This window comes from Actinokineospora sp. (assembly GCF_052390155.1).
Lineage (GTDB): Bacteria > Actinomycetota > Actinomycetes > Mycobacteriales > Pseudonocardiaceae > Actinokineospora.
Window position 1 is genome coordinate 1 of sequence record NZ_JBQTHF010000042.1, and the last position, 25,683, is coordinate 25,683.

The following is a 25,683-nucleotide window of genomic DNA, read 5'->3' on the forward strand; positions in this document are numbered from 1 at the left end:
CCGCGGCCCTGCCCAATGACAGTTCGCTGTTGTACCGCGCTCGTCTTGAGCAAGCTTATGGTCGACTCCTCGTTCGTCGGCCTGGAACGCGGCGCGCGGGAATCGACTGGCTTCGGACAGCCCAAGAGCGTTACGCGGCCATGGGGGCGCGCCCGTTTCTGGAGACCTGCTCCAAAGAACTGAGTGCGCGCGGCATGCACGTTGATTCGCAACCCGCAGATCCGTTGTCCGGGTTGACCGACCGTGAACGCGAGGTGGTTACTCTCATTTCGCGTGGGTTTCCCTACCGGTCGGCCGCAAAGGAACTGTACGTCAGTGTCAAGACCATCGAGTACCACATCGGTAACGCGTATGCCAAACTCGGTATCTCCAATCGTACAGACCTGGTCAAGAAGCTTGCCGCTGCCGAGGGGACTAGGTCAGGAGGATGAACGCCCCGGTGTGGTCCTTTCGGGCAGTCTCGGGCGCCTCGTGTCAATGCGGTCCTGCCTAGTCCCCTGCCCACTCGGTCCGCAACGCTGATTTCGCCGGGCGATAGTCTCAGCGAGTCGTCTCGACGAGAGCGGTCCAAGTCCTACTTCACAGTGACTCGCGACGCGGAGTAGGAAGCCAACGTGAAAAATATCGGTAGCAGGTCATTCCATCGGTTTGAGCGGCGGTTGTGCGTAGCCCTTGAGCATCGGGCCAACGGGCCCGTCGTTGAGCACGCATTCACCGCTGATCGGTTCGGAGATCCCGCACCCGGATTTCGGATTGCCCCACCGGCTTGTGATATTGAGCCAGGACAGCGATCCAGAATAGGTTCCCCGCGGCTGCCAGGTGAACGGGACAAGCGCCGAGTGGGTGTCCCACAGGATACCGACCCCGGTCTCGTCGGTGAGCTTGGCGCCGTTGGGGAGTTCGCGATACGTGTTGACCCCGACGCCCGGGTAGGAACCGTGTGACCCCTTCGCCGAATAGACGTCCGGGCGCCAATCGGCCAGCCGAACGTACTTGTCGCCAAAGGTGAACTCCTGCCCATCGGCGTGTTGACTGTAGTAGATCTTCGCGGGCCGATTTCCGATGAATCTGAGGGTGACGTGCTCCCAGTCGCCGACGTGGTTGCCGAAGGTGCTGTAGCCGCCGAGGCAGCCTGCGGGCGACATCAATCCGATACAGACGCGCTTGCCGTTGTTGTAGGGATAGAACATCCAGTAGATGATGTCCGTGACATCGGTGGGAACGCCGTTGTCGGTGCGGTGGATCACTTCGGCGTAGGCGCTGACGGCGGTTGAATTCGGCCGCACTCCGTCCAGGAAAGCTGGTTCGGTACAGGAGTCGCAACCGAGTGCCTGGTTGGTGACCAAGTAGCCGTTGGATTCATGCACGTTGTCGAGAAAGGACTCGACCGGCGACGGGAAGTAATACTCGGCAGGGTGCAGCCACACGCGGGGGGCGAACGCGCGGGCGGTAGCGACGGTGACGGCCGCTCCAGACAGAGCGCGCATCCCGGTGAGCGTCTTGTTGATCACTCGGTAGCGCTGAGCGCCACCGCTGTCGCCATGGCCCTGGCGAGCGATGAAAGTCGACGGGGACAGACCGCGATGGTCCGCTGGGTTGGATTGCCAGAGACTGACGTCGTCGTTAGCGCCGGATCCGCTGTCGTCCCATTCCTTGCCGGGGGCACCGGGTAAGGTATAGGTGGACTTGAGACAGCGAACAGCGTCGGTCGACGGTGGCGTGGAGTATCTGGGATTCGCGATACTGCCAAGGCAACTGTAGCCCTGCGGTGGTATCGGTTCCCACAATGATACGTCGTGGTCACCGCCGGAGCCTTTGTCGTCCCAGATCCAGCGGTAACCGACCGGACGGGCGAGGAAGTCGGCCTCTTCGCGTACCAGAAAAGTGTTGGACGGCGGCCCGAACCCTTTCATGACAATGTCGCCCAGTGCGCGGTAGCCGGGGTGACGGCCTACGTTCGGACGCCAGATGGATATGTCGTCGTCGGCGCCACTCGCTCGATCGTCCCAGATTCTGGTGAACTGGTCGGTGGGCTGCAAAGATAAGAACTCCGGTCCACCGGTCGGACCGGACGGACTGGCGAATGATGTCGACGGTAGGACCGCCATCGCCAGTGTCAGCGTCAATACCGGGGTGAATTTTCGTTTCATTGATCTAGGCTGACATGGTGGATCGGTGTCGTCAATACGACCAGAGGGGAAGACCCGCCTGGCAGCACCAGGCGGGCCGAACCCGTGCGGCACGCGCTACCTGACCAATTTGTTGTATTCCGCGAGAGTAAGCTTGCCATCCGTGTTCTCATCAGCCCATTTGACCATTGCATCGATATTCGCTTCGCTGACCTTGGGATCGTCTTTCATCGACTTCTTCAGCTCGGCGACGGTAATGAATCCGTCATTGTCGGTGTCAATTTCATTGAAGTCAGTCTCGACTTCCTTGGCCCTTTCGTCGACGCTCATGAGCTTTCCCTCCGTACTCTGTCGGCCCCCATCGTGGAGGTCGGGAAACTTTTGTACAAAAAACCATTCGACTACTTCTGGGACGTGATTGACGTCACGAATCAGTGCGCTCGGATCATGACACACGAAGTTCGTTCACGCTACCTAGGGGATGATCAAGGTCTGTCATGATCACTTGGTCCGACGCGGTTGACCAGGGGTTTGACCTGGTCCTGAAGCCGTTTATCGACTGTGTTGTGCCCGTCGGTGCCTTTTCGGGCACCTGCGTCTGCTCGAATTCGTGGCCGGATTGCCCCCTGGTTCGTCGGCTCGCCAGGGCTGATGGTGCCGACATCGAGGAAAATCCGCGCTTGGTGGCATTCCTCACCTGCCCGGTCAAGTAATTGATCAAGACAAGATTCCCGATGCGGACGGTGCAGTGAAGACCACGAAGTGATCTGTCTCCGCGCCGAATCATTGAGTGCATGCTGGATCGGCGGGAGCAAAGGAGGGGTGGTGGACAAGCGATCGCTCGTATCCAGGCGATGGAGCATTCGGCTTCGTTGCCATGCTCGTCGTGGGCATGCCCGCCTTTGTCTCGGACCCGGTCGAACCGGTGTCGGCGCAGGTGGACCTCGGCCGCGTCGAACGGCTGTCGGTCACGGATGCCGGCGTGGAGGGGTCGATGCCAGGTCATCGAACGCCCAGGCCGGGCTCCACCCCGCGGACCGTGCACCGACCCCGGGATCACGTCAGTGCGCCGGAACTTGCACCCAGGCCACGACCGTGCCGTCGTCTTCGGCGCCGCGCTCAACCCGACAGCGGCTCGCCTGGGTAGAAGCCCAGGACGTCGCGAATCGGGTCGACTGGCGATCCGAGTTGCTCGGCGGCTCCGAACAGTGGTCATGCGACTTGACGACCGACTGCGGGCGATGGTGATGCACGCCTCCGCGCGCTGGACGGTGCGTTACGGGGAGAATCTGCGCTTCGCCGGGTCGGACCTGCCGAAACCTCGGGTGCACCGGGTCGCCACCCGGCACGGCCGGGTCCCGGTGCACGTCTACCGTCCCCCCGGCCTGGGCGACGGGGCGCCCGCCTACGTGCACTTCCACGGCGGCGCGTGGCTGATGCGCTATCCCCAGATGGACGACTGGTGGTGTCGCTATCTCGCGGCCACCGCCCGCGTGGTGGTGCTCAACGTCGACTTCCGCGCCGGCCCCTACGTCGCCTATCCGGTGGCTCAACACCAGTGTCACGACGTCGCGGCCTGGGCGGCGGGCGGCGGCGCGGAGCTGTGCCTGGACGGCGACCGGATCGCGGTCGGCGGGTTCTCCTCCGGCGGCGGGCTGGCCGCCTCGGTCTGCCTGCAGGCGCGCGACGCCGGGTCGTTTCGGGCGGTGTTGCAGGTGCTGGGGGTGCCCGCGCTCGACCTCGCCTCGGAACTGCCGCCCGGCCGGGGAATGATCTCCCCCGCGCTGCGCCACCTGGTCCGACGCGTCTACTTCCCCGACCCGGCGACCCGAGCGCAGCCCTATGCCTCGCCGGTGCTCGCTCCTGATCTGTCCGGGTTGCCGCCCGCGGTCGTGCTCACCGCGGGACGGGACACCCTGCGGCGCGACGGGGAGCTCTACGTGACCCGGTTGCGTGAGGCCGGTGTCGAGGTCGTGCACGATCTGACACCCCACAGCGACCACTACTTCCTCAGCGAGGACCCGATCCGGGCGCGCACCACGATGGCGATGGTCGCGGACACCCTCACCCGCGCCATGGCATAGCCGTCAGCCGTTCCGCCGCCAAGGGGCCGAGACTCCGGTACGTCCAGGGTCCGAAGGGTGATAACACCCGCTCTCAGGGTTGGTCCGTGCGGAATCTGTCGAGTACCCGGCGCTCCCGTTTCGTCGGTCGCCCGGTTCCTCGGTCGCGGCGGGCGACGGGCGTGGCTGTCTCCGGGGGAGGGGCGGGTGTCCGGTCGATGAAACAGGTGGCGGCGTCGGTCTGCCCGACCCGTTTCTGGATCACCCGCACCACTTCGACGACGCGGACCGTGCCGCCGACGCGGGCGCGCACCTCGTCGCCGGGGGACACCGTTGTCGCGGGTTTGGCGGGTCGGTCGTTGACGCGCACATGTCCGCCCCGGCAGGCCGCGACGGCGTCCGGTCGGGTCTTGGTCAGCCGGATCGCCCACAGCCAGCGATCCACACGGGTGGACTCCACAGTGGTACATGATGCCTTCCCGGCTCGCCAGTCCGCGGCGGCGGTCGACGCCGTGAAAGAGCCGGATATCCGCCGTGGTTTGCGAATGCTCCGGTTCCGGGCCGGATCGGAACCCGCCGCGGTCGGTGCCGCTCTGAGCACCGACCGAGTCCCCCGACCGCAGAGGACGCACGATGACCGGATTCCAGGTCGACCCGGACGCGCTCACCGAACTGTCCGAGTTGATCGCCCGCGGCCATGATGATCTCAGCGCCGCGGAGACGTACGCGTACCAGGTCGAGTGGTTGGACCCGTATACCGGAATCCTGGAACCGTTGCAGCCCAGGGTCCAGGCCGCCTTCGAGGCGCTCGCGCACTACACGACCAGGGCGGCCTCGATCACCGATCTCGCCGCGCAGGCTGTCGGCGCCGCCGCCACCAAGTACGCGAGCGTCGACTCCGGGAACGCGGCGATCCTCGACTTCCAGGTGCCTGCCCAACCCGCGGTTCCGCTTTCCGAACTGGGTCCGTTCTCGCACCACGGATACGAGGACGTGACGGCGCCGCCGCGGCGGCACCTCGTCGAAGCGCCCGGCTACGCCGAGATGGAGTGGAAGTACGCGCTCGAAAGTGACCTGCTCAGCGTCAGCGGCGCGGTCCGCGAGGTCGTTCGGCGGGCATTCGACATCGACATCTTCGAGCCGCTGCTCGGGGTGGCGGCCGGGGACTGGCGGGAGGTGCGCCGGACCGCCGACCGGTGCGTCTTCGTCGGCCGCTGCTGCGCCGATGTCGCCGAGAACCTCGACGCGGGCAGGCGGTCCTCCGCGTCCGACTGGCAGGGAAACGCCGCCGACGGGGCGCACGCCCATCTCGCCGCACTGGCCGCGGGGGTGGCCAGTACGCAGGTCTTCGGCGAGTACCTCGGCGATCAGTTGACGCAGCTCGCCGAGGGCGCTTTCGGTTTCTACCAAGCGATTTCCGGGATTCTGGCGGACCTGCTCGACATCGCCATCGACGTGGCGATCGCGGCGGGCGCCGCGGCCGCGGTGTCGTGGGTGCCGGGTCTCAACCTCGTGGCGGCAGGCTCGGCGGTGGGCTACGCGGCGTACAAGATCGGGAAAATCGGCGAACTGGCGGCGGATGTCTACCGCTACTACGAGGATCTGTCCGCGTTGATCCAGACGATCCAAGCCGGGATGGACATCCTCGGCGGCGGCCAGGTGGCCGCCCAGGGCACCGCCGCGTTGACCGTGCCCGGCGTGGATCTGGCCCCGCTGCCCGACGAGCCCTACGTCTTCCCGCTGTCATGACCGGTCACGACAGGTCGCGGGCGGGCGCCGAGCGGGAGCTGCGCCGTCGCATGCTCGACGACGCGGTGTCCCATGTGGACGATCCGGTGACCCGTGAGCGGCTGATCGCGTTGCGGGACGGGAAGATCAGTGGCCGCGAGTACGTGGCCGGTCTGACCGAAGGGTCGCCGGGGCGGACGGCCGTGCAGTCGTTCCTGCGGGATTTCATGGCGCTGCCGGAGGATCAGCGCGCGGCGCTGGCGGCGGCGCACGAGCGCCGACTCGACGAGATCGTGCGGGAGTCGGCCCAGCGGCCCGACACGACCGACCCGGAGACAGCGACGGACATTCTCCGGGACGCATGGTGACCGCGACCCCGTCGCCGCCCTAGTCGGTGTGCCAGAGGTCGACGCTGTGTGCTCGATCAGGGTGTTGACGCTGGTCAGGACGTCGGTGGCGGGCAGGGCGGGCAGCCGCCGACCGTCTCGCAGCCGAAGCGCCACCTGGTCGTCGGCGGCCTCGTTGGCGCCGATCACGGCCTGGTACGGCACGAGCCGGGCGGCCCGGATGCGGGCGCCCAGCGACCCGTGGTCCGGCCCGACGACCTCCGCGCGCAGCCCGCGGTCGACGCACGCCCGCTGGAATTCGGCGGCCGGGGCAATTCGGCGTCGGAGATCGGGAGCACGGCGAGCTGGGTGGGCGCGAGCCGGCCGGGGAAGGCCCCGCCGCGCAGTTCGATGAGGTGCGCGACGGCCCGCTCCACGCTGCCGATGATGCTGCGGTGGACCATGACCGGCCGGTGTTTGGCCCCGTCTGCGCCGATGTAGTGCAAATCGAACTGCTCCGGCTGGTGGAAGTCGATCTGCGGTCGACAGGGTGGACTCGCGGCCCGCGCTGTCGGCGATCTGGACGTCGATCTTGGGGCCGTAGAACGCCGCCTCGCCATCGACGGCCTCGTAGGCCACCCCTGAACTGTCGAGGACTTCGATCAACTCGGCGCGGTACATGCCGCCCAGTTCGGCCGGCCGCAGCGGCAGTTCGCGGTAGCTGTGGGCGCGGGAGCGGTAGATCAGCGCGTGGTGGGGGCACAGGCTCGGCCGCAGGACGACCTGCTCGCCCACAGGCCAAGTTCGCGGTGATCGTGCATCGCGGGTCTCCTCGCGGACTTTCGAGGCGGGTGACGACACCGCGAAGCCCCGGGGCACTCGCCCGGGGCTTGTCGACAAAGGCAACTGTCAGCGCGCCGGGACACTCTCCGGCGTCGTCGTCCGACCAGCGCGCTGCATGCCGGGACCGTAGCAGTGGTGCCGCTCCCGCCGCGTCCGATTTTACCCGGCTCGTTCGGAAATGGCCTGGTCAGGGCGGGGTCGGTGGTCGAGCTTCCGGCGGATCTGGGCGAGGATCGTCGGTCCGAGGAAGTCGATGTGGACCAGGATGCGCCCGGGTACGGCGGCGAGTTCCTCCACGGTGCCGATGCCGACGCTGTTCAGCAGATTGGCCGCGCGCGTGCTCAGCGCCATGGTGTCCAGCGGGGTCGTCGCGGCAGGCGCGGCGTGCGGGCGCCAGGTGGGCTGCTCGCCCGCGGTGAGCGCGCGGGCCACGGTCGCGGCGAGCGGCCGGTGCCCGGTGACGAGGATGGTGCGCGCGCCGGTCCGGGCGAGCAGGACGCGCGGGCCCGGGACGCCGTGGGGCGCGCGGGGATCGACGACGGTGGCCGCGGCGGCGGTGCCGTGCGCGAACCGGTCGAGGACGGTCCGCAGAGCCACGCCCAGGGTGCGGTGGTCGGTGCCTGCCCGGCGGTGCCTGTCCGGGCTCGGGTGCAGGATCACCTGGTAGCCGTCCGGGGCGGGCGAGAGTCGTTGGCGTGTCACGGTGATCATCCCTATCGTGTGCTAGCCGTCTTGCTATATGACAGTGTTTAATCCACAACGTCAACTCGAACATGTTCATACAATCGGGTGATGTTTACCGTGTTGTACCCGGTGACACGAGAAGGTGGGCACTGTGAACGACTCAGGACTCCCCAGCGCACTCCAGTCCGCGGGCCCGGTGCTGTACCGGCGCATGATCACGTCGTCGCTGCGGCGATGGCGCGACGAGGCCGGGCTGACCCAGGCCGAGGCCGCCCGGCGGCTGGACCGCACCGTCAGCCACATCAGCAATATCGAGACCGACCGGCTGCCGCCCACGAGCGATCTCGAACTGCTGCTCACCATGTACGGCAAGCAGGACCGCATCCAGTACATGCGCGAGCTGCTGTCGGCGGCCAAGCGGACGAAGAACTGGTGGACATCGCCGTCCGGCGCCGTGCCCGGCTGGTTCGGCCTCTATCTCGGCCTGGAGTCCGGCGCCGCCGGGCTGTCCAGCTTCGACAGCACCGTGGTGCCCAGTCTGCTCCAGACCCGCGACTACGCCGAGGCCGTGCTCCGCGGCGACCCGGCTCTCACCGACGAGCAGGTCCAGGAATCGCTGGAGGTGCGCATGCGGCGCCAGCAGATCCTCGACCGCGTGGACAACCCGCTGCACCTCGGTGTCGTGTTGGACGAGTCGGTGCTCTACCGCATTCGCGGCGACGCCGAGACGATGCGTGCCCAGTTCGAGCACCTGCTCACCATGTCCGAGCGGCCGCGGATCGACATCCAGGTGCTGCCGTTCGACGCGGGCTCGACGCCGGTCAAGAACGGTGGCACGTTCACCTTGATGACCTTCCCGCCCGAGATGGAGCACGACCCCGGCCTGGTCTACGTCGAGATGCTGACCAGCGCGACGTACCTGGAGCGGCCCGAAGACCTCGGCGAGTACCAGCGGGTGCTGGACAGACTGCGCACGCTGGCCGCCGATCCGAAGACCTCGCGCCAGCTCATCGAGCGGGCGATGAAGAAGTAATCCGGGTGGACTTCTCAGGCGGCTCACAGCCATTCCACGGGTTGAGCCCGTTGACTGGTGTCACCGGCCCTTGGTGACCGGTGCGGCCCGCCCGAGGAGGCCACGTCATGCACACCAACGCCATCCCGATACCCCACTCCGTCGCCATCATGTCGGAGTCGTGCAGCGGGCGCGGTCCGCGGTCGATCAACGCCGACGCCGTCGCCACCGCGACTGACCCGGTCACCGGCCGCGCGGCCTTCGCGGTCGCCGACGGGATCGGCGACCACCTGCTCGCCGCGCGGGCCGCGCGCACCGTCGCGACGGTCGCGGCGCGGGTCGGCGCCCGGGCGGGCGCACGGGCCGCGATCCTTGCCGCGCAACAGGAACTGCTGCGCGAGTTCGCCCAGCCCGCCGCGGACAGCGTGCTCGTCGTGGCGGTACTGCCGGTGGACGACGGACCGTGCGACATCGCCTGGGTTGGCGACTGCCGTGCGTACCGGTGGAACGGCAGGGTGCTCCACCAGGTCACCGCCGACCACACCCTCGCCGAGTACCTGCGGGCGTGCGGGCAGTCCGCCACGCCGCGGATGGAGCACGTGGTGACCACATCGGTGCGCACGGTCCGCCCGGCAGGCATCGGCCAGGCGGGCACCGGGTCCGTCGGTCGGCTGCTGCTGAGTACCGACGGGGTGCACAAGACGCTCGGGATGATCGGGATCAAGACGGTCCTCGCCGACGAACAGGCTGTCGGCCACGCCGCCGAGACCCTGGTGGACACCGCCCACCGCTTGGGCGGCAGGGATAACGCCACCGCACTCGTGGTGGACCGACTCGCGCCCGGGGCGTAGCGGAGTCGGCGGAGCAGGGCGCGCGGGTATGGCCGACTTGGGGCGCGGCCACCGGTCGACGCTCTGGCCGGTGTTGCGCGGCAAATGTTCGGCGCGCGGTCTCGATGTCGATCGGACTGTCCAAATTGGACTAGTTGGGCTTTCCGACCCCTGGTGTCAGCGGGTAGTCGTCCCTGGGTTGGTCGCTGGTCGACCAGATGTGGGCCGGTGTGTCGCGGCAGTGCGCGGGCCAGGTCGCGGTTCATCGCCTACTGTCGGAATCGGAACCAGTCGTACCCGCCGGAAGGGCACAAGCATGATCACCGTAGGACTCGTCGTGAAGTTGACCGCCAAGCCGGACACCGTGGACGAGGTCGCCGCGTTTCTCACCGACGCGGTCGCGCTGGCCAACGAGGAGCCCGGCACGCCGGTGTGGCTCGCGCTGCGCACCGACGAGACGACGTTCTGGATCGTCGACGCGTTCCCCGGTGAGGCGGAGCGCCAGGCGCACCTGTCCGGGCCGATCGCAGCCGCGCTGATGGCCAACGCGGACCGTCTGCTGAGCGCGCCGCCGGAGATCAACCCGGCCGAGGTACTGGCCGCCAAGTAGCCGCCCCGCCGCCCGCCCCGGCGTCAGGGGCGGGCGGGCGACCGGTCGCGCAGCAGGGTCTCGCCCTTGATCAGCCAGGCCACGCCGAAGGCGAGGATCGCGACGGTTTCCAGCCACAGCGCGGGACGCAGGTCCCGGGTCGCGGCGTCGAAGAACCAGGCGAGCACCGCGATGAGGGCCAGGCACACCAGCATGATCACCCCGCAGGCGAGGTAGACCTGGTTGCGCTGGATCTTGCGCGGGCCGGGGTGCTCTTGGTCGGTCTTGCGGAACAGGACCAGGCAGAAGTACGCGAGGGTCAGGAAGAACGCCGCCGCGAACACGATGTGCAGGACGCCGATCACCTGCTCGGCCTGCGTCGGGTTCTCGGGCCTGGTCGGGAACAGGGCCGCGCCGACCGCCGCGACCGCGGCGACGTTGCCCGCGACGTCGTCGACGCGCCCGTATCCGCGGTAGGACAGCAGGAACACGCCGATCGCGCACATGGTGCCGACGTAGACGTCGCGCAGGTCGCTGTAGTAGTAGCCGCTGATCGAGTTGAGCAGGCCGCCGCCCGCGAGCAGGGTGCCGGTGATCAGCACCACCGGCAGCGCCATGCCGAGCAGGCCGACGGCGCGGCGCAGGAACAGGTACGAGTGAACGAGTGTCATGGTCGCCTTCGGTCCGGCGGTCGGGGTGCGGGGCAAACCGTAGCGCCCGATTGTCGGTGCCGCGTGCGAACATATGTTCGTGTCAGCCCGGGCGACGATCCTGCATGCCGACCTCGACGCGTTCTACGCGTCGGTCGAGCAGCGCGACAAACCCTGGCTGCGCGGACGGCCGGTGATCGTGGGCGGGGGAGTGGTGCTCGCGGCCAGCTACGAGGCGAAGTCCCGCGGCGTGCGCACCGCGATGGGCGGCGCCGAGGCGCGCCGTCTCTGTCCACACGCGACGGTGGTGGCGCCGCGGATGTCGGCGTACGCCGAGGCGAGCAAGGCGGTGTTCGAGGTCTTCCGCGACACCACGCCGCTGGTCGAGGGGCTGTCGATCGACGAGGCGTTCCTGGAGGTCGCGGGCCTGTGGCGGATCGCGGGGACGCCCGCGGAGATCGCCGCCCGGCTGCGCGCCGACGTGCTGAGCCGGGTCGGGCTGCCGATCACGGTCGGTGTGGCGCGCACCAAGTTCCTCGCCAAGGTGGCCAGCGCGGTCGCCAAGCCGGACGGGCTGCTGGTGGTGGCGCCGGAGGCGGAGTTGGCGTTCCTGCACCCGCTCCCGGTCGAGCGGCTCTGGGGCGTGGGGCGGGTGACCTCGGCCAAGCTGCGCGACCTGGGGATCAAGACGGTCGGCGAGGTGTCCGAGTTGACCGAGTCGACGCTGGTGTCGCTGCTGGGCCGGGCCGCCGGACGCCACTTGCACGCCTTGGCGCACAACCGCGACCCGCGCCAGGTGCGGGTCGGTCGCCGTCGCCGGTCGATCGGGTCGCAGCGCGCCCTCGGCCGCGCGCCGCGCACCCCCGCCGACCTCGACGCCACCGTCGTCGCCATCGCCGACCGGCTCGCCCGCAGGCTGCGCGGCGCCCACCGGGTCTGCCGCACCGTGACGCTGCGCCTGCGCTTCGCCGACTACACCCGAGCGACCCGGTCGCACACCCTGGCCGAGGCCACCGGCGACACCGACCAGATCATGGCGGCCGCCCGCACCCTGCTGCGCTCGGCCCTGCCGCTGATCCGCGACAACGGGATCACCCTGATCGGCTTGACGTTGGCCAACCTCGGCAACGACGACGCCGTCCAACTCGCGTTCCACTTCGACACGCCGGACACCGGGTGTCTCGACGTCGCCGTCGACCTGGTGCGTGCGCGGTTCGGGTCGGTCGCGGTGACCAGGGCGGTGCTGTTGGGCCGGGATCCGGGGGTGTCGGTTCCGCTGCTGCCGGATTGACGGTCAGCCGTGTGGATCCACTGTGGAGCGTTCGGCGGAGCCTCGTTACCTATCGCTTCAGTCCACTATGGAGTGTACCGATGACGACGGTGGCGTGGTATTGGGCGGAGTCGGTCGTTCGTGCGGTCAGGCCGGCGTGAACGACGGCGTCGATCGTCTGCGGCGCCTGGTGTTCGCTGGTCTCGATGAGCAGGTGGCCGCCGGGCGCCAGCCAGTCCCGGGCCGCTGCGGTCACCCGCCGCTGGGTGTCCAGGCCGTCGGGGCCGCCGTCGAGGGCCTGCCGCGGCTCGTGCAGGCGGGCCTCCGGGGGCAGCAGCCGGATCGCGGCGGACGGCACGTACGGCGCGTTGACCACCAGGACGTCGACGCGCCCGCGCAGGTCGGCGGGCAGCGGCGCGTAGAGGTCGCCCTCGTACACCCGACCGGCGGCGACGTTGCGCCGGGCGCACCGCACCGCGGCCGGATCGATGTCCACGGCGTGCAACTCGACCCCGTCCAGCGCCGCGACCAGCGCGGCACCCACCGCACCCGAGCCGCAGCACAGGTCGACGATCACCGCACCCGGCCGGTCGGCGAGTGCGATGGCCTCGCGGACAAGGAATTCGGTGCGCCGCCGCGGGACGAAGACACCGGGGTCGACCGCGATCCGCAGCCCGCAGAACTCCGCCCAGCCGAGCAGGTGTTCGAGCGGCTCGCCCGCGGCGCGCCGGTCAACCAGGGCGGTGAGGTCGGTGGGCGTGCGCGCCGCGGCGACGAGCAGGCGGGCCTCGTCCTCGGCGAAGACACAGCCCGCGGCGCGGAGCCTGGCGACGATGACGGAGTGCGGTGACATGAGCGCGCCTTTCGGGGGTTGCCGCCGGGCGCTCTCTCGTCAGATCAGTCGGACACGCGAGGAGAGCACCCGCCCTGGACCAGCGATCATGGGGTTCCCACCTCCTCGATTCCGACCCTGTCGATCACAACCACACTACCTGAACCGCGGGGAGACCGTCAGTGGTCTCAGCAGGCGGGCCCGGGGTGGCTCAAGTGGAGCCACCCCGGGACTGTCCACTTAGCTCAGTCGGTAGCTGTTGGCGAAGCCGCTGGGGTTGCACACGTTGAGCTGGTTGCTCACCTGGCTGTAGCTGAAGCCAGACGGCACCGAGCACGCCCAGAGCCCGACGACCGGCACCCGGACGTTGTAGCTGTTGGCGAAACCGCTGGGGTTGCACACATTGAGCTGGTTGACGACCCGGTCCCAGGTGTGGCCCGCGGGAATCGAGCACGCGTAGAAGTTGTCACCCGGGGCGCGCAGCCGGTAGCTGTTGGCGAAACCGCTGGGGTTGCAGACATTGAGCTGGTTGGACACCTGGTCCCAGACGTACCCGGACGGCACCGAGCAGACGTAGATGTTGTTCGCCGGACTCCGCAGCCGGTAGCTGTTGGCGAAACCGCTGGGGTTGCAGACATTGAGCTGGTTGACGACCTGGTCCCAGGTGTAGCCCGGGGGGATCGAGCAGGCGTAGGTCCCGTCCAGGTTCTGGTTGACCGTCCACCCGAACGACGTGCTGCCGGTCCGGTTGGCGGTGTCCCTGGCCGTGACGGTCACGGAGTAGGTGTTGACCGTGGTCGGCGAGCCGGTGATCCGGCCGGTGGTGGTGTTGATGGACAGCCCGGCGGGCAGGCCGGTGGCCGACCAGGCGTAGGGCGTGGTGTCGCCGGTAGCGGACATCTGGAGGCTGACCGCGGTGTTGCGCAAGGTGGTCTGGCTGCCCGGGTTGTTCACCGACGGGCCGCCCGGTGTGCCGCCCCCGGTGTTGACGAACAGCAGCCGGTTCGGCGAGCCCGAACCCGGGTTGGTGATCTTGTTCGGCGTCGAGTTGGTGAACATCGTGCTGGCCACCTGGGCGGGCGTCAGACCGGGGCTGCCGCCCAGGATCAGCGCCGCGCCGCCCGCCACGTGCGGGGCGGCCATCGAGGTGCCGCTGATCGTGTTGGTCGCGCTGTCGCTGCTGCTCCACGCCGAGGTGATGCTCTCGCCGGGGGCGAAGATGTCGCTGCACGTGCCGTAGTTGGAGAACGACGCGCGGGCGTCGTTGATGGTGGAGGCGTTGACCGTGATCGCCTCGGCGACCCTGGCCGGGGTGAAGTTGCACGCGCTGGAGTTGGAGTTGCCGGACGCGATCGAGTACGTCACGCCGTCGGCGATGGACCGGCGTACCGCGGCCTCGCCGGTCGGGTCGCTGCCGGAGCCGCCGAGGCTCATGTTGGCCACCGCCGGGCCGGACGTGTGGTGCCCGGTCACCCAGTCGATGCCCGCGGCCACTCCGGCGAACGAGCCGGAACCCGCGCAGTTGAGCACTTTCACCGCGATCAGCCGCACACCCTTGGCCACGCCGTAGGACGTGCCGCCGACCGTGCCCGCCACGTGCGTGCCGTGCCCGTTGCAGTCGGTGTTGTTGCCGTCGACGGTGTTCGTGCCCCAGAGGGCGCGGCCGCCGAAGTCGCTGTGCGTGGTGCGGATGCCGGTGTCGATGATGTAGGCGGTGACGTTGGCCGCGGTGTTCGGGTAGGTGTAGGCGTTGTCCAGCGGCAGGTTCCGCTGGTCGATCCGGTTCAGCCCCCAGGACGGCGGATTGAGCTGCGTGGCGGCCAGTTCGACGGTGCCGTTCTGCTGCACGTAGGCCACATCGGGCTCGGCGGCCAACTGCCGGGCGGCCTTCGCGCTGAGCGTGCCCGCGAACCCGCGCAGGGCGTGCCGGTAGGTGTAGTCGATCTTGGCGTCGTACTTGGCGGACAGGGTGTCCGTCAGCGCGTCGGTGGTCGCCAGGCCCTCCTTGTAGACCACGATGTAGCTGTCCTCGATGGCCGTCGCGCTGCCCGCGCCGAGGATCTCACCCTCGGCCGCCGCGGTCCACGGCGTGATCGCGGTCAGGGTGACGGCCGTCGCCGCGATCGTGCCCAGCCCGGCCAGTCGCCGGGTCCAGGATCTGCTTCCCATAGCGGACTCTCCTCGTGCGGTCGGCCCGCCGAATACACGGCGGGCCGGGATGAGGTGGGGATCGATCGCGCGGTCGTGATCAGGACGCTAACGTCGGCGGCCGGTGCGGACAATCGTCGGATCAGGCGATGCCTGCGGCCGTTCGAGGCGGCCGATTTCCTTGATACGCCAACCCGATTCACTCGCCTGCGATGATTGCCGGACCGGTGTCCGCCGAACGGCGGATCGGTTCACTTCGCGGGAAAGCGGGCGACCCAGCCGCGCTGCCACGGGGTTTCCACGGCCTTGTGGTGATAGTTCGCCCGAGTCCACTCGATTGCGTCCGATGTGGACAGTCTAGAAAGGACGGCGAGGCAGGCGATGACGGTGCCGGTGCGGCCGATACCCGCGCCACAGGCCACTTCGACCCGACGCCCCGCGCACGCGTCGTCGTGCAGCGCACGGATCTGGCGCACGGCACCGTCTCGGTCGCGCGGCAGCAGGAAGTCCGGCCAGGCAACCCAGTCGTGCGGCCAGCGCAGGGTGGACTCGTGGCGGTCGCGGAGCTTCCGGGTACCCAGATAGAGTCCCCGATCGGGGACGTCGCCGGGCGGCAGCGGATCGCGCAGGCCGCGACCCCGGACCCAGGTCCCATCGGGCAGCCGGATCGCGCCGGTGAGGTTCTTCATGCCCTACATGATCCCTGATCGGTCGGCGTCCGAATTGGGTCGTCAGCGCGTGCCCCAGTCGGTTACCTTGGCCGCCATGACGACCATGAAGGTGCAGGTGGACCTGCGATCGGACAACCGTTACCTGACCTGCTGGGTCGAGCCACGCGTCAAGGTCGGCGACCGGATCACCCTGAAGAACTCCGCCGAGCCGCTGCGTCGGTGGGATGTGCTCCGAGTCGGCGCCCCTTCGCAGGCGAGTGACATCAATCGAGGCTGGAACAACAACTACTGAGCCTGGCCGCCGCCGCCCAGTGCGGCTCCTGGTGGTCCCCGCAACGCTGGCTCAGCGTGCGGTGCACTGTGGGCGTTGTCGACTGTGGCGGAATGTCACCCGTTTGGGTCTTTCCAGGTGTTTCGGTCTGCTTGGATAGTTTGGTCGGCTTACTGGGGTGGCGAGTCGTCGGGGGGCGCGCTCGGGCACAGGGGGATGTTTCGATGTCAGGCCGAGTTGGTTTGTTGTTGTGTGCCGTGCTCTTGACGGTCGTGGGGGTTGACGGCGTCACGGCCGAGGGTTCGGAGCGCCGCTCGTCGGCTGCTGGACCTGTTGTGACCGAAGCGGCGGATGAGCGGTCGGCGAAGGCTGCCGCTGTGGCGTCCGGTGGCCGCGTGGAGGTGCTGGACCAGCGGACCGAGACCGGGCGGGTGTTCGCGAATCCTTCGGGCACCGTGACGTTGGAGCAGCACAGTTTGCCTGTGCGCACTCGTCAGGACGGCCGGTGGGTCGACATTGACACGACGTTGCGGATGGTGGGCGGCCGCGTTGTACCGGTCGCATCGGCTGCCGAGGTGGCGTTGTCGGCTGGTGGTTCGTCGCCGTTGGTGGTGTTGGGGCGCGAGGGAAAGCAGTTGTCGTTGTCGTGGCCTGGAAACCTTCCCGTTCCCGATCTTGCGGGGGACACGGCGACCTATCGCGATGTGCTTGCGGGTGTCGATGTGCAGATGCGTGCCGAATCGACTGGTGCGCGGCTACTCGTTGTGGTCAAGGATCGTGTCGCGGCCGCCAACCCCGCGCTGCGATCGCTGAGTTTCCGCTATACGACCAAGGATCTGGAGTTGCGCCGTGATGCGGCGGCTGGCTCGGTGTCTGCTGTGGACAGTGGTGGCAGGGTGGTGTTCGGCGCTGGGACCGCACTGATGTGGGATTCCGGGGACCAGCCTGACGTTGGGGAGGCCGGAGTTGGGCAGCGGGCACGGAAACTGGCTGCCATGCCGGTAGCGGTCAGTTCTGGAGAGCTGACCGTTGTTCCCGACCAGAACCTGCTCACCGGAGCCGACACCGCGTACCCGGTGATGGTCGACCCGTGGTTTACCGCGGGCGCATGGGCGTGGACGTATGTGAATCGCAAGTTCCCGGATCAGTCGTACTGGTCTTATGGCCGTGAGGTCGGTTCCAATGCGGGATTCGAGGCGACCGACAACACGACCCAGCGTTCGTATTTCCGCATGGGAACGGGTGCCCTCAATGGCAAGGACATCATCAGCGCCCAGTTCCGGGTGAACCTGTGGGGTGGATGGTCGTGCACCCAGCGCGAGGTGCAGTTGTGGGCCGGTGGGGACATCGGGCCGGGTACGACGTGGAATAACCAGCCGTGGCGGCGTTACATCGGTTCGCTGACTGCGGCGAAGAGGTCGGGCGGAACGGGGACGTGCGCGCCGGGCGTCGTCGAGTTCAACGCGCTGTCGGCGGTGAGTGAGGCCACATCGAACGGCTACGCGCACACGGTCTTGTCCTTGCAGGCTCCAGAACAGGCGGAGAACAATCAGGACCCGTTCTTCTGGAAGAAGTTCAGCCCCGACCCGCAGTTGGTGATCGAGTACAACACCGCGCCGAACGTGCCCGCGGACCTGTATGCCGACATCAATCTGCCGTGTGCGACTGGCGGTGGTCGCCCAGTCACGAACACGAGTCCGACCCTGTTCGCCACGGGCGCCGATGTCGACGGCGGCAATGTCGAGGTCGAGTTCGAGTGGTACCACCACGGTGGCAGCAAGATCGGGAGCTACCGGCACCCGTTCGTGGCGACCGGCTCCCGGTTCTCGGCGGTAGTTCCGGTGGCCGCACTCCAGGACGGCAACGTCTACACCTGGCGAGCTCGCAGCGGGGACGGCCGGGTGTGGGGGCCGTGGTCCGGGTCATGCGAGTTCGCCGTCGACACCACCCGGCCGACCGCAATTCCGGTGGTGAGTTCGGCCGCGTTCCCCGAAAACGATCTCGGCATCCCGGCAGGCAGTCGCGGCGAGTTCACCTTCACCTCCGCGGATCCAGACGTCCACGGCTACCGCTACCGACTTGCCGAGGGCACCACATACTTCATCCCCGCAGGCCCCGGTACCGGGAGGCTGGCGTCGGTTCCGGTCACGGCCACGACCAGCAGGCCGCAGACCATGTACGTCTACAGCGTCGACCGGGCGGGCAACCGCAGTGACACCTATCGGGCATACCCGTTCTACCCCGATGAGCCCGTCCCGCCACCGCCCCCTGTCCGGCACGACGTCAACGCGGACGCGCTGGCCGATGTGACCGCGGTCCGGCAGGTGGACGCGGACGAGACGGCGTTCCTGACCTTCGTCTCGACCGGACAGTCGGTGTATGCACCGTCGCATACCTGGGAGAGCGGTCCCAACACCAACTTTCGCGCCGACCGGATCAAGACCGGCGTGGGCGACTTCAACGGCGACGGCCGCAGCGATCTCGTGGTGCTTCGAGACGAAGGCGGCAATCGCCTCACCCTCTGGCTGTTCTATGCCAACGGCATCGGCTACGACATTCCGACGGTCCCGGCCTGGGACAGCGGGCCTGGCTCCTGGGACTTGAACCGGGTGAAACCAGTCACCGGGGACTTCAACGGCGACGGCAAGGACGACGTGGCCGCCGTGTACAACTACGACTCGCCGCACATCGGGATGTGGGCATTCCTCGGCACGGGCACCGGTATCGCGGCCCCGACGATGTGGTGGCAGACTCCCGCGGCGGGTTGGGCCGACTGGAACCGCATGAAGGTTGTGGCCGGAGATTTCGACGGTGACGGCGACTCGGATGTTGCCCATTTCTATTCGTATCCAGACGAGCAAACCAGGCTCTGGATCCACTACTCGTCCGGGTTGGCGTTCGGTGCGGGCACCGAGGCGTGGAACAGCGGACCGTTCCAATGGGACTGGAATCGGATGAAGCCAGTCGTCGCCGACTCCAACGGCGACGGCAAGGACGATGTGATCGCGTTCTACGAGTACTACAACGCCAACTTCCGAATCTGGATCTTCACCGGCACGACAACCGGTGTGCAAGCACCAACCACTTGGTTCACCGGCCCGGCAGGCTGGGCGGACTGGTCTCGAATGAAGATCGTCGCCGGAGACTTCGACGGTGACGGCCGAGACGACGTCGCGCACCTGTACCGGTACCCGAACAACCGCACTGCATTGTGGGCGCACACCTCGACCGGTACCGCGTTCGGTGCGGGCGCACTGCGCTGGGACAGCGGTGACTGGGGCCTGGACTGGGATCGAACCACCTTCCACTGATCCATTCGACTTCGCCATCAGGGGTGTATATAGCCATGGTGAGAACGCCAGTCTCGGTTCACCGGTCCGGCGCCAAGGTGTCATTGCGGCGTGCCGCACTGACGGTGCTGGCCGTCGTCGTTGTCGCGGTCACGCTCCCCGTGGGGTCGGTAGCGGCGGCGCCTCCGCCCGCTGCGTCCCCGGAAGTACCCACGCCGCAGCGAGAATCGTCGGTCCCGGTCAATGCCGTATCCGCATCGCCCGTCTCCACGCAGCCTGTGCCGGGCCGCGCCCTGTCCAACGCGCCTGGCTTCGCGTGGCCGGGTGCGGAGGTCGCCGAGGTCGACCTCGGGCGGGCGAGCGGCGGTGGGTTGGCCAAGGTCGACCGGCTCCCGGTGCTTGTCGGCGAACCCCAGTCCGCCAGTCCCGATCGGACGACGCCAGGCAAGGTTCGCGTTCGGATCATCGACAACGCGAAGCCGTCGAACGGTTCAAGTGCGTTGGTGTTCCGAGTGGAGCGCGCCGACGGTGTCAAGGAACCCGGGCAGGTTCGGGTAGCCGTGGACTACAGCGGGTTCCGACACGCGTTCGGTGGGGATTGGTCCGCACGGCTGAGATTGGTGAGCGTTCCAGAGTGTGCTCTGTCCACACCGGACAGACTGGAATGCCTGCCCACGCCGCGGGAGTCACACAACGACGCCATGTCGGGCATCGTCGCGGCGGACACCGCGGCGGACGGCGGCATGCTTGCGTTGATGGCTGGCTCGTCCGGTGCAGGCGGCGACTTCGCGGCAAGCGCGTTGGCGCCGTCGTCGACGTGGAGTGCGGGCGGTTCGTCGGGTGAGTTCACCTGGTCCTACCCGATGCGGGTTCCGCCGACGTTGGGTGGACCCGCGCCCGAGGTGGCACTTGCCTATTCCTCCGGCAGTGTCGACGGCCGCACTTCCTCGACGAACAATCAGCCGTCCTGGGTGGGCGAGGGATTCGACCTCCCCGTCGGCGGGCACGTGGAGCGGCGGTACAAGTCGTGTGCCGATGATCTGGGTGGCAACAACGGCCAGACCAAGACCGGCGACCTGTGCTGGGGGACCGAGAACGCCTTCGTGACCCTCGGTGGCAAGGCCAGTGAACTGATTCGCAACGATGCCGATGGCGTGTGGCGGTTGAAGAACGACGACGGATCCCGCATCGAGAAGACCACCAGCTCCGGCAACGGCGACAACAACGGCGAGTCGTGGCGGATCACGACGAGAGAAGGCACCCAGTACCTGTTCGGCTCACGAGCCGCGGCGAACTCCACCTGGACCGTGCCGGTGTTCGGCAACAACCCCGGCGAGGACTGCTATCAGTCCGCGTACTCGACGTCATGGTGTCAGCAGGCATACCGCTGGAACCTCGACCACGTTGTCGACCCCAACGGCAACACCACCGGCTACGTCTATCAGACCGAGAGCAATCTCTACGGTCGCAACCTTGCCACCGCCGGATCGACCTACCACCGCGGTGGCTGGCTCGACCGCATCGAGTACGGCACCCACACCGCCACACCCGGTCAGGCACCCATGCGGGTCCTGCTGACCGCGGCCGACCGCTGCGTGACGCCTGGAGCGACGTGCACCGCGTCGAATCCGTCGAACTGGCCCGACACCCCGTGGGACCAGAACTGCACCGGCGGGACCTGTCCCGGGAAGACGTCCCCGACGTTCTGGACGCAGAAACGCCTGGCGGCGGTCACAACCCAGGTGTGGGCTGGTTCGGCCTACCGCGACGTCGACTCCTGGACTCTGGAACACCGGTTTCTCGACCCCGGCGACAGCACCAGTGCCGCGTTGTGGCTCGAAGCGATTCGGCACACGGGTCTGGTCGGCGGATCGGCGACGGTCCCGGACGTCAACTTCAACGAGATCCCGCTGAGCAACCGGGTCGACGGCATCGACACGCTGCCACCCCTGGTCCGCCACCGCATCTCGTCGATCATGAACGAAACTGGTGGACAGATCGCCGTCACCTACTCGCCACGCGAGTGCGATCGCAGCAGTGTCATGCCCGCCACCCCGGACTCGAACACCAAACGGTGTTTCCCGGTGTACTGGACACCCCAGGGCCAGCCACAGTTGCTCGACTGGTTCCACAAGTACGTCGTGACCGCGGTGACCCAACACGACCACACTGGCGGCGGGCGCCCGATCCTGACCAGCTACGACTACCTCGGCGCCCCGGCCTGGCACTACGACGACGAGGACGGCCTGGTTCCCGCCGACCGCAAGACGTGGTCGCAATGGCGTGGCTATGGCCAAGTCGGTGTCACCGTCGGCGACGCCACAGTCAATCGGACTCGTTCCGTGTCCACCTATCTGCGTGGCATGGACGAAGACAAACTGGCCAACGGCACCCGACGCGACGTCGTCGTCACCGACTCCTCCGGCGGCACCGTGGACGATCACGAACTCCTCGCCGGAACGGTCCGCGAAACCGTGACCTACAAGGCATTCGGCGACTCCACCGTGCTCTCCGCCACCGTTACCGACCCCTGGATCTCGGCTGCGCGAGCGACCAGCGTCCGGCCCTGGGGAACCGACACCGCGCATCTCACGGCGAGTGTGTCCGTGCGTTCCCGGGTCGCACTCGAAACCGGCGGCTGGCGCACCACCCAGATCGACACGTCGGTGGACCCGGCCACCGGATTGCCCACCGCGGTATCCGACCTGGGCGACACGTCCACCACGGCCGACGACCGATGCACCCGCACCACCTACGCCACCAACACCGGCGCCTGGATGCTCGCCTACACCAACCGCATCGAGACCGTCGGTGTCGCCTGCACCACCCCGGCCACCTACCCCGCCGACCTGCTCTCCGACACCCGCACTTTCTACGACGGCGCCACCACCCACACCACCGCACCCACCAAAGGCGACATCACCAAGACCGAAGTCGCCGAATCCTGGGGCGGCACCACACCCCGCTACATCACCACCAGCCGCGCAACCCACGACCAACACGGCAGAGCAATCGAAGCATGGGACGCCACCGGCGAACGATCCACCATCGCGTTCACACCCACCACAGGCGGACCCGTCACCCAAACTTTGGCGACCAATCCACTCGGCCACACAGTAACCACCACGATCGAACCCGCCTGGGGCCAACCGACACTAATTGCCGATGCCAACTCCCGACGCACTGAGACTAGCTATGACTCACTCGGTCGAGTGACGAAGGTATGGGCGCCTGGCCGGAACAAGGCGACGCAGACGCCGAGCGCGGAGTATGAATACAGGGTTCAGAGTAGTGCGGCGAGTGTTGTGTCCACTCGGTCGCTCCGCCCGGACGGAGCGACGTACACGGTGGCGCATGCGATTCTCGACGGCCTACTGCGGGTCAGGCAGGTACAGGCACCCTCCCCCGGAATCACGGGCGGTCGGATCATTTCCGAGTCGCACTATGACTCAAGAGGCGCCGCGTACAAGTCCAACGGCCCATTCTTCAACGGAGCGCCACCTGACACTGCCTTGGTCACGCCGATCAATGACAACGATGTGCCGACTCAGACACTGACCGAGTTCGATGGCGCAGGGCGGGCCACGGCTGCCATTGTCCGGGAGATGGGGGTAGAAAAGTGGCGGACTACGTGGTCTTACGGGGGTGACCGAGTCCATGTAGATCCCCCCGCAGGTGCAACTCCGATCACTAGGGTTGTCGATGCCAGGGGGCAGGCCACCCAGCTCCAACAATACATCGGGCAAGGTCCCACTGGCACTTACCAGACCACAAGATACTCCTACACGGATGCTGGTGAGCTGTCCACCGTCTCCGACCCAGAAGGCAACGTCTGGCGAAACTTCTATGACCTGCGCGGATTCACCACACGACGAGAAGACCCAGTAAACGGGACAACGACGTTCACTTATGACGACGCGGGCAGATTGCGATCGACTACCGACTCTCGAAACATCACGCTTGCCTACGACTATGACCGACTGTCGAGAAAGGTTGGTCTGTATGACGGTTCTCTGACAGGTCTCAAGCGTGCGGAATGGGCTTTTGATATGCCTGGTGGGCTCGGCCTACCGGCATCGAGCACTCGGTTCGACAACGGTAACGCGTACGTTTCCCGGGTGGAAGGTTACGATGACGCCGGGCGCCCCACCGGGGGCTCGGTCGTCATTCCAGCAGTCGAGGGTCCTCTTGCGGGCAGTTACGCCACGACGTTCGCATATCGTCCGAACGGCATGCCTCAATCGGTGTCCCTGCCCAGCGCAGGAGGGTTACCCGCCGAGACATTGACGGTGGGATACAATACAATAGGACTCCCTGACACGCTGTCCGGATCTAACAGCTACGTCAAACAAACCACTTACAGCGACCTCGGCGAACTTGGCCAGCTCAATATGTCGACAGCCACCTCGGGTAAGAAGACCAGTCAGACGTTCTATTACGAACGCGGAACCCGGCGACTGTCTCAGATTCGGTTGGACCGACAAGCAACGGGTGTCAACCAGGGCAATCTCTACTTCTCCTACGATGCCGCCGGAAACGTCACCCGCATTGCGGATCTGCCTGTCAACCTCCCATCTGACATCCAATGCTTTCGTCACGACCATTTTCAGCGGATCACGGACGCCTGGACACCGAATACAGACAATTGCGCCACGAACCCAACGGCTGGCGCGCTTGGCGGGCCGGCGCCGTACTGGCACTCCTACGAATACGACGGCATAGGCAACCGTTCCTCCGAGGTACAGCACGCGTCATCGGGTGACACCACTCGCACCTATACATATCCTGCACTTGGCCAACCCCAACGACCGACACTGCGTCAAGTAACCACGCTCAGACCTGGGCAAACGGCGACAACGGACTCGTTCGCATACAACGAAACCGGCGACACTGTCACCCGTTCGGTCGCTGGACAACCTGGACACGCGCTGACCTGGACAGCCGAAGGACAGTTGGCCAGCGACACCGCCAACAATCAGACAACCACATTCGTGTACACCGCTGACGGCCAACGTCTGCTGCGACGGGATCCCACCCACACCACCCTGTACCTTGGGCAGACCGAACTCCGCTGCGAGCGCTCGACCGGTGCGATCACCGGTACCCGCCAGTATGTCCATGGCGGTCGGGTAATCGGGATACGAACCCCCGGTGGGCTCAGTTGGCTCTCGGCAGACCATCACGGAACCAGTCTTTTCGCCGTCAATCCCACGACCCTTGATGTCCAACGGAAGCGTTACCTGCCGTTCGGAGGGCAACGAGGTGCGCCCCCCATGTCCTGGCCTGGAGACCGAGGTTTCCTGGGTGGTCCCCTAGACTGGGCGACAGGGCTGACACACCTAGGTGCGCGCGATTACGACAGCGTCACAGGTCGGTTCATCTCGGTCGATCCGATCATGAACGCGGCCGACTCCCAACAGATGAACGGCTACACCTACGCCAACAACAACCCCACCACCTTCCACGACCCGACGGGCCTCTTCCTCGATTGCGGCTGCGCATCTGACCGCTACGGATCCGACAACATCGTCCACAACGCCAATGGCTCTCCGCTGAGTAATCTGCACGCCCAGAAATATCTCAACCCGCAACAAAAAGGTCGCTGGCAAGCCAAAGCGGCCGTCCGCGACGTCAAAGCCAAGGCCGACCGCGCACTGCTTGACCAACAAATCGGCCAACTCTACAAAGACTGCGTCAACATCAAGTCATCCTGCCCGGCCGCTGTGCAGTTGAGTGAGGCCAACAAACGCTTCTTCAGCACCCCCATTCCTGCCACCACTTGGGCCGACGTGGTCGCTGCCTGGTCAGCTACAGCCAAAGCGATCGTCGACTGGACCACCCCGGTCTACGACATAGCCGAATGCCAGGAGAATCCTGGACTCTCCAGTTGTGCGGCCGCAGGCGCGGCCTTTCTAGGCTCAATCGGCAAACTACTCGGCAAGGGTGCCAAGAAACTTCTCGGCAACTCTGATGAGGCTGCTAAGGTCCCCCCTAATGGGGGTTTGGGCGATTTGGTACGTGTTACGGTCAAAGACCCTGATGCCATCGCGCTTGCAGGAAGACTTGATGGTCAGCCAACCGTTAGATTCGCCAACGATCCTATTGGGCGCGAGTTTGACGCTGTTAGTGACAAGTATGTCGCGCAAACCAAACCGGCAAGTTTCACGTTGAACCAGAAATTTCGAAACCAGGCGAAGGCCACATTTGAGTACGCTATGAAGTCCGGCAGATTGCCGTACTTTCATTTCAACGGAGCGCCGGGGCCTGGTGTGCTTGAGGCAGTCGACCGGTATAGTGAACGCTATGGGGTGACGGCCGTTATTGACTTGCGTCCACTGGGAGGCTGA

20 protein-coding genes are annotated in these 25,683 nt (G+C 66.8%); 10 read left to right on the plus strand and 10 right to left on the minus strand.

The genetic code is table 11. From position 1 onward, the window contains the following. On the plus strand, positions 1–431 hold a 431-nt coding region (locus tag ACT4N7_RS15670; protein ID WP_444829458.1), incomplete at its 5' end, for a response regulator transcription factor. Between the two features lie 204 nt (positions 432–635). Here ACT4N7_RS15670 and ACT4N7_RS15675 read toward each other — a convergent pair. After that, positions 636–2,150 (minus strand): Vps62-related protein, encoded by a 1,515-nt coding sequence (locus ACT4N7_RS15675; protein WP_444829459.1) that lies wholly within the window; start codon positions 2,148–2,150, stop codon positions 636–638. A gap of 96 nt (positions 2,151–2,246) precedes the next feature. Continuing rightward, a complete protein-coding gene (locus ACT4N7_RS15680; protein WP_444829460.1) occupies positions 2,247–2,585 on the minus strand; it encodes an EF-hand domain-containing protein in 339 nt (112 codons plus the stop codon). Between the two features lie 758 nt (positions 2,586–3,343). On the opposite strand from ACT4N7_RS15680, the gene ACT4N7_RS15685 reads away from it, so the two are divergent. Next, complete coding sequence (locus ACT4N7_RS15685; protein ID WP_444829461.1) at positions 3,344–4,213, plus strand: alpha/beta hydrolase; 870 nt, start codon at positions 3,344–3,346, stop codon at positions 4,211–4,213. Positions 4,214–4,286: 73 nt separating this feature from the next. Here the strand turns inward: ACT4N7_RS15685 and ACT4N7_RS15690 are convergent, their stop codons facing one another. Beyond that, entirely contained in the window at positions 4,287–4,652 is a 366-nt protein-coding gene (locus tag ACT4N7_RS15690; RefSeq protein ID WP_444829462.1) for an RNA-binding S4 domain-containing protein, read from the minus strand. A gap of 173 nt (positions 4,653–4,825) precedes the next feature. On the opposite strand from ACT4N7_RS15690, the gene ACT4N7_RS15695 reads away from it, so the two are divergent. Continuing rightward, a complete protein-coding gene (locus ACT4N7_RS15695) occupies positions 4,826–5,941 on the plus strand; it encodes a hypothetical protein (RefSeq protein ID WP_444829463.1) in 1,116 nt (371 codons plus the stop codon). Here ACT4N7_RS15695 and ACT4N7_RS15700 read toward each other — a convergent pair. From ACT4N7_RS15700 to ACT4N7_RS15710, 3 genes are all read right to left on the minus strand, one after another. Continuing rightward, a complete protein-coding gene (locus ACT4N7_RS15700) occupies positions 5,920–6,537 on the minus strand; it encodes a hypothetical protein (RefSeq protein WP_444829515.1) in 618 nt (205 codons plus the stop codon). The genes ACT4N7_RS15695 and ACT4N7_RS15700 overlap by 22 nt on opposite strands. Further along, positions 6,453–6,710, minus strand: a complete 258-nt coding sequence (locus ACT4N7_RS15705) for a hypothetical protein (protein WP_444829517.1) — start codon at positions 6,708–6,710, stop codon at positions 6,453–6,455. The genes ACT4N7_RS15700 and ACT4N7_RS15705 overlap by 85 nt, the downstream gene beginning before the upstream one ends. Before the next feature lie 538 nt (positions 6,711–7,248). Further along, positions 7,249–7,791, minus strand: coding sequence for a DNA-directed RNA polymerase subunit alpha C-terminal domain-containing protein (locus ACT4N7_RS15710; protein WP_444829464.1), 543 nt, complete (start codon positions 7,789–7,791; stop codon positions 7,249–7,251). Between the two features lie 133 nt (positions 7,792–7,924). On the opposite strand from ACT4N7_RS15710, the gene ACT4N7_RS15715 reads away from it, so the two are divergent. The 3 genes from ACT4N7_RS15715 (at position 7,925) to ACT4N7_RS15725 (ending at position 10,225) form a co-directional block, all read left to right on the plus strand. Beyond that, a complete protein-coding gene (locus ACT4N7_RS15715; RefSeq protein ID WP_444829465.1) occupies positions 7,925–8,806 on the plus strand; it encodes a helix-turn-helix domain-containing protein in 882 nt (293 codons plus the stop codon). 107 nt (positions 8,807–8,913) lie between these two features. Continuing rightward, a complete protein-coding gene (locus ACT4N7_RS15720; RefSeq protein ID WP_444829466.1) occupies positions 8,914–9,636 on the plus strand; it encodes a PP2C family protein-serine/threonine phosphatase in 723 nt (240 codons plus the stop codon). Between the two features lie 295 nt (positions 9,637–9,931). Beyond that, a complete protein-coding gene (locus tag ACT4N7_RS15725) occupies positions 9,932–10,225 on the plus strand; it encodes a putative quinol monooxygenase (RefSeq protein WP_444829467.1) in 294 nt (97 codons plus the stop codon). Positions 10,226–10,248: 23 nt separating this feature from the next. Here ACT4N7_RS15725 and ACT4N7_RS15730 read toward each other — a convergent pair whose 3' ends face one another. After that, positions 10,249–10,875: a DUF998 domain-containing protein gene (locus ACT4N7_RS15730; RefSeq protein ID WP_444829468.1), complete on the minus strand. Its 627-nt coding sequence runs from the start codon at positions 10,873–10,875 to the stop codon at positions 10,249–10,251. A 73-nt stretch (positions 10,876–10,948) separates the two neighbouring features. On the opposite strand from ACT4N7_RS15730, the gene dinB reads away from it, so the two are divergent. Continuing rightward, positions 10,949–12,145, plus strand: a complete 1,197-nt coding sequence (gene dinB, locus ACT4N7_RS15735) for a DNA polymerase IV (RefSeq protein WP_444829469.1) — start codon at positions 10,949–10,951, stop codon at positions 12,143–12,145. Positions 12,146–12,194: 49 nt separating this feature from the next. Here dinB and ACT4N7_RS15740 read toward each other — a convergent pair whose 3' ends face one another. The 3 genes from ACT4N7_RS15740 to ACT4N7_RS15750 form a co-directional block, all read right to left on the minus strand. Beyond that, positions 12,195–12,977, minus strand: coding sequence for a putative protein N(5)-glutamine methyltransferase (locus ACT4N7_RS15740; protein WP_444829470.1), 783 nt, complete (start codon positions 12,975–12,977; stop codon positions 12,195–12,197). 219 nt (positions 12,978–13,196) lie between these two features. Then, entirely contained in the window at positions 13,197–15,125 is a 1,929-nt protein-coding gene (locus ACT4N7_RS15745; protein WP_444829471.1) for a S8 family peptidase, read from the minus strand. Positions 15,126–15,355: 230 nt separating this feature from the next. Then, complete coding sequence (locus ACT4N7_RS15750; RefSeq protein ID WP_444829472.1) at positions 15,356–15,793, minus strand: protein-tyrosine phosphatase family protein; 438 nt, start codon at positions 15,791–15,793, stop codon at positions 15,356–15,358. On the opposite strand from ACT4N7_RS15750, the gene ACT4N7_RS15755 reads away from it, so the two are divergent. The 3 genes from ACT4N7_RS15755 (at position 15,792) to ACT4N7_RS15765 (ending at position 25,683) form a co-directional block, all read left to right on the plus strand. Next, entirely contained in the window at positions 15,792–16,067 is a 276-nt protein-coding gene (locus ACT4N7_RS15755; protein ID WP_444829473.1) for a hypothetical protein, read from the plus strand. The two genes, ACT4N7_RS15750 and ACT4N7_RS15755, sit on opposite strands and share 2 nt — an antisense overlap. A gap of 92 nt (positions 16,068–16,159) precedes the next feature. Continuing rightward, entirely contained in the window at positions 16,160–19,357 is a 3,198-nt protein-coding gene (locus tag ACT4N7_RS15760; protein WP_444829474.1) for an FG-GAP-like repeat-containing protein, read from the plus strand. A gap of 38 nt (positions 19,358–19,395) precedes the next feature. Next, a complete protein-coding gene (locus ACT4N7_RS15765) occupies positions 19,396–25,683 on the plus strand; it encodes a restriction endonuclease fold toxin (protein ID WP_444829475.1) in 6,288 nt (2,095 codons plus the stop codon).

Excerpts from the sequence above, each read along its gene's own strand:
- ACT4N7_RS15705 (WP_444829517.1), bottom strand. The coding sequence starts at position 6,710 with ATGGTCCACCGCAGCATCATCGGCAGCGTGGAGCGGGCCGTCGCGCAC.
- ACT4N7_RS15720 (WP_444829466.1), top strand. The coding sequence starts at position 8,914 with ATGCACACCAACGCCATCCCGATACCCCACTCCGTCGCCATCATGTCG.
- ACT4N7_RS15725 (WP_444829467.1), top strand. The coding sequence starts at position 9,932 with ATGATCACCGTAGGACTCGTCGTGAAGTTGACCGCCAAGCCGGACACC.
- ACT4N7_RS15675 (WP_444829459.1), bottom strand. The coding sequence starts at position 2,150 with ATGAAACGAAAATTCACCCCGGTATTGACGCTGACACTGGCGATGGCG.
- ACT4N7_RS15755 (WP_444829473.1), top strand. The coding sequence starts at position 15,792 with ATGCCCTACATGATCCCTGATCGGTCGGCGTCCGAATTGGGTCGTCAG.
- ACT4N7_RS15740 (WP_444829470.1), bottom strand. The coding sequence starts at position 12,977 with ATGTCACCGCACTCCGTCATCGTCGCCAGGCTCCGCGCCGCGGGCTGT.
- ACT4N7_RS15685 (WP_444829461.1), top strand. The coding sequence starts at position 3,344 with ATGCGACTTGACGACCGACTGCGGGCGATGGTGATGCACGCCTCCGCG.
- ACT4N7_RS15695 (WP_444829463.1), top strand. The coding sequence starts at position 4,826 with ATGACCGGATTCCAGGTCGACCCGGACGCGCTCACCGAACTGTCCGAG.
- ACT4N7_RS15760 (WP_444829474.1), top strand. The coding sequence starts at position 16,160 with ATGTCACCCGTTTGGGTCTTTCCAGGTGTTTCGGTCTGCTTGGATAGT.
- dinB (WP_444829469.1), top strand. The coding sequence starts at position 10,949 with ATGTTCGTGTCAGCCCGGGCGACGATCCTGCATGCCGACCTCGACGCG.
- ACT4N7_RS15745 (WP_444829471.1), bottom strand. The coding sequence starts at position 15,125 with ATGGGAAGCAGATCCTGGACCCGGCGACTGGCCGGGCTGGGCACGATC.
- ACT4N7_RS15730 (WP_444829468.1), bottom strand. The coding sequence starts at position 10,875 with ATGACACTCGTTCACTCGTACCTGTTCCTGCGCCGCGCCGTCGGCCTG.
- ACT4N7_RS15750 (WP_444829472.1), bottom strand. The coding sequence starts at position 15,793 with ATGAAGAACCTCACCGGCGCGATCCGGCTGCCCGATGGGACCTGGGTC.